Here is an 8,006-nt window from a genome sequence, read left to right as displayed (position 1 = left end):
AGGTCTGCCTGAAAAAGTGTCCAAGATTACTTGACCACTACACCCCCACCCCTCTCCCACTTGCGCGGGAGAGGGGAGCGCATAGCGACGGATATCGCTATGCGTGAGGAATCACCCCACCGGCGCCACCAGCGGCTCCCCGGCAAAATGCCGACGCGCGTTCTCCAGGAACTGGTTCACCGACGCCAGCACCGCCTCCGGCGACCAGCCGCCGACGTGCGGGGTCAGCACGACGTTCGGGCAATCGAACAATTCGACCGGCGGCGCCGGTTCGCTTTCATAGACGTCGAGCCCCGCACCGCCAACCTCCCCAGCACGCAGCGCATCGGCCAGCGCCTTCGTATCCACCACGCTGCCGCGTGCGATGTTGATCAGGTATCCCGACGGCCCCAGTGCGCGCAGCACGGTCGTGTCGATCATGTGCCGCGTTTCAGGACCGCCCGGCGTGGCCACCACCAGATAGTCCGCCCACTCGGCCAGCGCCATGACATCGGCAAAGTACTGGAAGGGCACGTCCGCGCGCGGACGGCGGTTGTGGTAGCCGATCTCCAGGTCGAAGCCTTCGCCACGCCGGGCGATGCGGCGGCCGATCGTGCCGAGGCCGATGATGCCGAGCCGCTTGCCGGACACGTTCGGCGGCAGCGCGATCGAACTGCGCCAGACGCCGTCGCGCGTGGCGCGGTCGAGCGTGGGCACGCGGCGCACGGTGGCCAGCAGCAGCGCCATGGCGTGATCGGCCACGCAGCTGTCGTTGGTGCCAGCGCCGTTGCCTACGGCGATCCCGCGCGCCTGGCAGGCGCCGATAGGAATGTTCTCGTAGCCGGCGCCGAGCGCGCAGACCAGGCCCAGTTCCGGCATGGCGTCGAGTTCTTCGGCCGTGATGCCGGTGGTGCCATTGGTCAGCAAGGCACGAAACGTCTTGCCGCGCGCGGCGATTTCGGTGGCGCGTCCTTCGGGTGTCGGGGCGTAAGCGACTTCGTATTGTTCGGAGACCAGGGTGAGGTGGTCGGGTTCGAGCTGGATCAGGACAAGCAGGGCGGGCTTCATGCGTGACAGCGAGAGGAGAGAGATCTTGTAGTGGATGCCGGCGGGGCCGACGCAACATTCTATGCCTGCGTCCCACAGGCTGCCTGCGCCGGGATCGTCGTTTCGGGCGATTGCCGCGCGTCGGCAGCGTACGCAGAAACGGGTACGCTTTGCGATGTTTCGCTGGGTAGATCACGCAGAAATGGGTACGCTTTGGGCGTTGTCGCGAGACACGAGTCACGCAATTTGTACCGCTGGCCCTCTCCCCCGCCCCTCTCCCGCCTGCGGGAGAGGGGAGACAACAATTGGGATTTCGTATGCTCTCGGGTTGCTCCCCTCTCCCGCACAGCGGGAGAGGGGCTGGGGGAGAGGGCCAGCCGCACAAACTTCGACCACGACGACTCAAGCACGACGACTCAAGCACGCCGACCTCAGCAACCCCACCATGCCGCTCCCCCGCCCCAACACCTGGCAATACCACCTCCTCCTCGGCGCAGCCGGCATGCTCGTGCTTGGACCCCTGGGTGGTATCGCGGCGGCTTACATGAACTTCTCGCTCGGCTTCTTCGTCGGCGGGCAGGTTCTTGCAGGCATCCTCGGCTCGGCCGTGACGGCGGGATACGGTGCATCGGGTAGGCACGGCGCCAACTACATCCAGACCGCCGCCGCATCCGTGGCGGGCATGGGTGGCATGGCCGTGGTCATCCAGGCCATGGGCTGGATGGGGATGGCCGAGCCGCCGTTGTGGCAGTTGATCGGCTACATGCTCTGCATCGGCATGTATGGCGTGGGCGTGGGCATGTTGTACACGCCGCTGCTGGTGGACCGGATGCAACTGACCTTTCCTTCCGGCCTTGCCGTTGCCAACATCCTGCGCGCGCTGACAGACCCGGTGCTGTTGCGCCGCTCGATTGCGCGGCTCGCCGGCGGCATGGGACTGGGTGTGGTGGCGAGCGTTGGCGCATCGCGTATCGCGTGGCTTGGTGCGATCGATCTGTCGGCTTCCACGTTTGGGGCAGGGATGATCGTCGGCGCGCGCATTGGTGTGGCGGCGTTGGTTGGCGGCCTGGTGGGCTGGGCGCTGACACCGTATTTCGTATCGATTGGCTGGCTCGCGCCCGGCGACCCCTATCGCAAGATCACGTTCCTGTTCGCGCTCGGCATGATCATGGGCGCGGCGTTGGTCGACGTGCTGCTGTTGCTGGTCCGTGCATGGCAGCGCTCGCGTCAGGCTCGCCCCGAAGCCGCACTCACGCCCCAACGCTGGATTATTGCGTGGGTGGTGGCCTGGGGGCTAGCCGTGGTGGTGGCTGGCGTGGCGTGGTTCGGGCAGCCGGTTGGCTACCAGTTGATGGCGGTGCTGCTGGTGCTGGTGTTCGCGCTGGTCAACGGTATCTCGGTGGGCATGGTCGACCAGAACCCGATCTCGTCGGCCTTCGTGTTGACGGTGATCCTGATGGCTGCCGTGGGTTTGCGCGAACCGCATATCGGCCTGATCGCCGCGACGGTGCTGCTCGTCTCCACGGCGGAAGCGTGCGACATGCAGCAAGACCGCTCAACCGGCTGGCGGTTGGGGACAAACCGCATGGTCCAGTTCGGCTATCAGGTCGCCGGTATCGTGGCAGGCGCGGTGCTGGCCGTGCTGCTGGCGCGGCTGTTCATGGAGGCGTACCCGGTATTGCGCCTCGATCAGACCGTACTGTCCGCCGACCAGCAACCCGCGCGCTGGACTTCGGCCATGACATACAAGATTGTTGGCGCGCTGCGCAGCGTGACCGAGGATCGGCCCTATCAGCGGCTGGCGGTGTGGATCGGTGTCGGCATCGGACTGGCAACGGAGATCCTGCGCAAGGTGATCCGCGCTTCGGATCGCTATCGCGCCTTCGTGGAACGCAGCCGGCGCGGCAAGGTAGCTGACTTCGTGCTCGATGCCGTGGTGCTGCCGTCGCCGTATGCATCCTCATTCGGCGGATTCGTGAACCTGCCTGCGGCGGCGTGGATGGCGGCGGGCGGTGTCGTGGCGAGTCTCGCGGAAAGCCGCACCCGGCCGGCATCGAACGATGCAACGTTGCCGGAAGACATGAGTAGCGCGTCGCTGATCGGCGGCGGGCTGATTGCCGGCGATGCGCTGGCGGCGCTGGGATTCGGTATTGCGGGCTTGCTGGCGGTGATGCACTGAGCGGCGCGGGGCGCGCTCCGGTGTCCCCGCGCGTCATGCTGAAGCCAGCAACCTACGCTGGCGGCGCACCGTCGTGGAAACACGCCTTGAGCTGTGTGCGCAGTTCGGGCGAGTCCTGATGCTCGTGGACCTGCACGGCATGCTGCACGGCGGCTTCGAGCAACTCTGCCTCGCTGTCCGCGCTCAGCGCGACCGTGCATTGTTTTTCACTGGGGAATTCGCGGCAATCGATGTATTTGCGTCCCATGGGAGTCTCCCGGCGCGAATGGATGGTCACGCCAGATCCAGTATAGGAGGCGCGTGGCCTGCAGGATTCGGCAAATCCGGCTACCCTGTCGCCACTTTCGAAGCTGGAAAAACAAGTCATGACCCAATCACTCAAGATCGATGTGGTATCGGATATTGCATGCCCGTGGTGCGCCGTAGGCATCGCCTCGCTGATGGTGGCACTGGATCGTCTCAAGGACGAGGTCGATGCCGAGATCGTGTTGCATCCGTTTGAACTGAATCCGCAGATGGGGCCGGAAGGCGAAGCCATCGTCGACTACCTGGGCAAGAAGTACGGCCGTACGCCGGCGCAGATTGCCGAGAGCCAGGCCATGATCCGCGAGCGCGGCGCCGCCGTGGGTTTCACGTTCGGTGCGCGTGACTTCGTCTACAACACGTTCGATGCACACCGGCTCTTGCAGTGGGCCGCCACGGAAGGCAAGCAGTTGCCGTTGAAACTGGCGCTGCTGCAGGCATATCACGGCGACGGCAAGGATCCGAGCAATCACGACGTGCTGGTGGAAGCCGCGCGCTCGGTGGGACTCGATGCCGAAGAGGCGCGCGACATCCTGGACAGCGACGAGTTTGCGCAGGAAGTGCGTGATGAAGAACGCGAGTCGCAGGCCATGGGCATCCAGTCCGTGCCGTCGATCATCTTCAACAACCACTACCTGCTCTCGGGCGGTCAGCCGCCCGAGGCCTTCGAGCAGGCAATCCGCGGCATCGTGGCCGAGCAGAGCGGCAAGACCGCCTGACCGCCACGCGACGGATCGATCGGCCGATCAGAACGTGTGACGCATGCCGGCCATCACGCCTACGCGCGTGCTCTGGCTGACATCGGTGACGGGGGTGCCGCCCCAGTACTCGGTCTCGCGTCCCACCGTGCCGCCGCGCGCGTGCACAAGATCGGCCTCCAGGTACACACTCGTGCGCTTGGAAAACGCGTAGTTGGCCACGAAGGCGACGCTATCCGCGTTGCCGCCGCCAAGATGAATCGGCACATCCTGGAACTGCGTGGTCACGCCCCCCGATTGCAGATATCGGTAGTAGGCGCCCGAGAGGTGTAGTGCCGGCGTGAGCTGGTATCCGAGTCCGGCGAAGACAATGTTGTAGTGCGCGTCGGTTTCCGATTCGCGCCGTCCCATGTGGCCCACGTATGCGCTGGCCTTGCCGAATGAATACGAGCCGCCCACCGAGTAGTTGCGGATCGTGTTCGCCCCATCGTCGCTGCGCCGCTGGTCGTACGCTATGCCCAGCGCCAGCGGTCCACGGTCGTACTTCACGCCACCGCCGAGTGTGGTGCCACGGTGCATGCCGCCCGGCTGTTCGCCTGCACCGTAGTCCAGTTGCACCGAAAACGGCCCCATCTTGTGCTGGTAGACCACGCTGTTATTGATGCGGTAGTCCTGGAAGAAGATATCGCCGCCAATGTAGATGGGATCGGACCAGAAATTCCCCCAACCCTGATCGAGCGGATTGAACGCCCAGCCGATGTTGTTCACCGCGTTGTACTGGCGCCCGAACGTCAGGCTGCCCCAGTTTCCCGCCAATCCCACGAATGCCTGCCGTCCGAAAAGCGCGTTGTAGCCCACCGTGCCGGTGTCGCTGTTGAAGCCGTTTTCGAGCTGGAAAATGGCGCGATTGCCGCCGCCGAGATCCTCGGTGCCTTTCAGGCCGAAACGGCTGCCGACCATGCCGCCGGAGACCAGTCCAACCTGGTCGTGATGCTGGCCGTCGATGTTCGAGGTGTACCGTACGGCCGAGCTGACGATGCCATACAGGGTGACGCCGGAGTCGGCGTAGGCGACGCAGGGCAAGAGCCCGGCCGCAAGCAGCCAAAGGCTGGCTGAAGACTTCACGAATTGTCCTCCGGAATACGGACCGGCCCGCGCGATGCGGCGGGCGGGTTCAGGCAAGTACCTGAGAGGGTTCCAGTCCCGCGCGGGAGTCTCTCGTCATGCGAATCACACGAAAGTCGCGCGGGGCGTTATCCGGGATGCACGCGGCGCAGCGGCGCAGGGCCCGGATCGAGGGTCGAAGCGGTTGGCGAATGCTGTGAGCGGGGCACAGGCAAGCCAGGAGCGAAGGCACGAAGCCTTGCTTGAACATCGGAGTGTCCGCGGCACCTCTTCGACGAGGCCGTGGCCGTATCTGTCGAAACCTGCACGAGGTCTGTGATACGGCGCTGCCAGTGCTGCGGAAGGGGCGCATTTTACCGCATCGGGCGGGGCACTCGGTTTTGCGGCGACAAGCGCACGCGTACCGTGGCGAAAAAAAAGCTGCGCAGATGCGCAGCCTTCTTCGTCAATATCAGCCTTCCTGGCTCAGACTTCGATGGTCATCGCCTTGAAGTCGATCCACTGATCGAACTGCTCGTTCGTGACATGGCCGGAAGCAATCGCCGCCTCGCGCAGCGAGAGATTCTTCTTCACCGCGAGCTTGGCGATCTCGGCAGCCTTGTCGTAACCGATATGCGGATTCAGCGCAGTCACGGTCATCAGCGAACGTTCCAGCAGTTCCTGGATGCGCGCGCGGTCGGGCTCCACGCCCTCCACCATGTGCTCGGCAAAGCTCGATGCCGCATCGGCCAGCAGCGTGACCGATTGCAGCAGGCTATAGACGATCACCGGCTTGTACGCGTTCAGTTCCAGCGTGCCCAGGCTGTTGGCCAGCGTGACCGTGGTGTGGTTGCCGATCACGCGGCAACAGACCATCGCCAATGCTTCGGCCTGGGTCGGATTGACCTTGCCGGGCATGATCGACGAGCCGGGTTCGTTGGCCGGCAGTTGCAGTTCGGCAAAGCCCGCGCGCGGACCCGAACCCAGCAGCATGAAGTCGCGTGCGATCTTCAGGAATGACGACGCGGTGGTGTTCAGTGCGCCCGACAGATCGGCCAGTGCATCGTGCGCAGCTTGCAACGCAAAGCGGTTGGCAGCGGGCTCGAACGGCAGGCCGGTGTACGCGGCCAGCGCGCGGGCAAAGGCCGGGGCGAAACCGTGCGGCGCGTTCAGGCCCGTGCCCACGGCAGTGCCGCCCTGTGCGACAGGCATCGCCCGCAGCATGGCCTGGTGCAGACGCGATTGCGCATCCGCTACCTGCGTCATGTAGCCGGAGAATTCCTGGCCCAGCGTCAGCGGCACGGCATCCTGCAGGTGGGTACGGCCAACCTTGACGATGTCGGAGAACGCCTCGACCTTCTTTGCAAAGGTCTGCTGGAGTTTTTCGAGCGAGGGCAGCAGTTCCTGCTGGATGGCGCGCGTGGCGGCGATATGCATTGCCGTGGGAAAGCTGTCGTTCGACGACTGGCTGGCGTTGACGTGATCGTTGGGATGAACGGGTTTCTTGCTGCCCACCTCGCCGCCCAGCATCTGGATGGCGCGGTTGGAGATGACCTCGTTGAGGTTCATGTTGGTCTGCGTGCCCGACCCGGTCTGCCAGACCGACAGCGGGAACTCGGCAGGCCACTTGCCGGCGATGACTTCTTCGGCGGCACGCTCGATGGCATCGGCCACATCGGGCTTCAGCACGCCCAGCTCGCGGTTGGCCCGTGCCGCGCAGAGCTTGAGCACGGCGAACGCCTCGATCAACGATGGCGGCATTTTCTCGCTGCCGATACGAAAATTCTGACGCGACCTCTCGGTCTGTGCCCCCCAGAGATGATCGGCTGGGACGGCAACGTCTCCCAGGCTGTCTTTCTCGATACGGGTGGCGGACGGCTTCTCGGACATGGACGGACTCCTTCGGACAAGAGAGATCGGCAGAGACCGTAAGCATAGACCGCTGGTGCTACATGCGCCGCATGCCCCTGCCATCGGCATGTGCATGGCCGCAGTTCTGCCTCTACAATGAGCCGTCACTGCAACGGGTCCCCGTGCGCCGGGTAGTTTGTGCCGATTCATTCGCGCCGAAAGCTGCTTGCACGCAGAAGCGCGAAGAACGCAGCAGTTGACGTCAACACCAAGTCAGAAAGGAAACACATCATGGGTGAAGCGAAACGGCGCGGCACGCCCGAGGAACGGGCACAACAGGCACAGGCTCGCGTAGATGCACTGCGGCCCGCGCAACTGGTCTGCGGACACTGCAAGACGGCATTCACCAACTTCGACGCCATCCCGGCACCGGACCTGCGCGGCATCGACGCCGTGTTCGGCGGCCAGTGCCCGAGCTGCGGCAACGATGTGGTGGTGTTCAGGGGCGAATCGAAGGCCGTGGCCGAAGCCATGCTGGCCTACGAACGCATGATGGGCGAGAGCGCGAAGCTCGGTTACCAGTCAGCCGACGGCCGGCATGTGGCATTCGATGCGGATGCCCCGCAGGCATCGGATGCTTCCGAGGAATCGACAAGACATTGATGGGGTGGTTTCGGCGCTGAAAGTTCAGTGTTTGACGTTGCTCCTTCCGATGTTTTGCGCCCCTCTCCCTCTGGGAGAGGGGCAGGGGGAGAGGGCAAGCGCATCAAGTCCTAACCAACTTTGCCAAGGACGAACCGCCTGCCCTCTCCCCTAACCCCTTGTATGTCGCATCATTGTCTCCG

The 8,006-nt window shown here is 64.4% G+C and carries 7 protein-coding genes; 3 read left to right on the top strand and 4 right to left on the bottom strand.

Going from position 1 to position 8,006, the window contains the following annotated elements; all coding sequences use genetic code 11:
• Positions 1-111: 111 nt before the first annotated feature.
• Positions 112-1,047, bottom strand: coding sequence for a 2-hydroxyacid dehydrogenase (locus ABDB81_RS30025; protein WP_346814368.1), 936 nt, complete (start codon positions 1,045-1,047; stop codon positions 112-114).
• 424 nt (positions 1,048-1,471) lie between these two features.
• Here ABDB81_RS30025 and ABDB81_RS30020 point away from each other — a divergent pair, with 424 nt between their 5' ends.
• On the top strand, positions 1,472-3,205 hold the full coding sequence (locus tag ABDB81_RS30020; protein ID WP_346814367.1) for an OPT/YSL family transporter: 1,734 nt from the start codon (positions 1,472-1,474) through the stop codon (positions 3,203-3,205).
• 52 nt (positions 3,206-3,257) lie between these two features.
• On the opposite strand, the gene ABDB81_RS30015 is transcribed toward ABDB81_RS30020, so the two are convergent.
• Positions 3,258-3,452: a DUF1059 domain-containing protein gene (locus ABDB81_RS30015; RefSeq protein WP_137925878.1), complete on the bottom strand. Its 195-nt coding sequence runs from the start codon at positions 3,450-3,452 to the stop codon at positions 3,258-3,260.
• A gap of 118 nt (positions 3,453-3,570) precedes the next feature.
• Between ABDB81_RS30015 and ABDB81_RS30010 the strand changes: the two genes are divergently transcribed.
• Positions 3,571-4,227, top strand: coding sequence for a DsbA family oxidoreductase (locus ABDB81_RS30010; RefSeq protein WP_346814366.1), 657 nt, complete (start codon positions 3,571-3,573; stop codon positions 4,225-4,227).
• Positions 4,228-4,254: 27 nt separating this feature from the next.
• Here the strand turns inward: ABDB81_RS30010 and ABDB81_RS30005 are convergent, their stop codons facing one another.
• Positions 4,255-5,331, bottom strand: coding sequence for a porin (locus ABDB81_RS30005; RefSeq protein ID WP_346814365.1), 1,077 nt, complete (start codon positions 5,329-5,331; stop codon positions 4,255-4,257).
• A 465-nt stretch (positions 5,332-5,796) separates the two neighbouring features.
• Complete coding sequence (gene fumC, locus ABDB81_RS30000; protein ID WP_346814364.1) at positions 5,797-7,200, bottom strand: class II fumarate hydratase; 1,404 nt, start codon at positions 7,198-7,200, stop codon at positions 5,797-5,799.
• 252 nt (positions 7,201-7,452) lie between these two features.
• Here fumC and ABDB81_RS29995 point away from each other — a divergent pair, with 252 nt between their 5' ends.
• On the top strand, positions 7,453-7,824 hold the full coding sequence (locus ABDB81_RS29995) for a hypothetical protein (protein WP_130393972.1): 372 nt from the start codon (positions 7,453-7,455) through the stop codon (positions 7,822-7,824).
• Positions 7,825-8,006 lie beyond the last annotated feature (182 nt).

This window comes from Cupriavidus sp. DL-D2 (assembly GCF_039710735.1).
GTDB lineage: Bacteria > Pseudomonadota > Gammaproteobacteria > Burkholderiales > Burkholderiaceae > Cupriavidus.
Note: the sequence above shows the minus strand (reverse complement) of the source record. Positions and strands in the feature narration are given on the sequence as shown.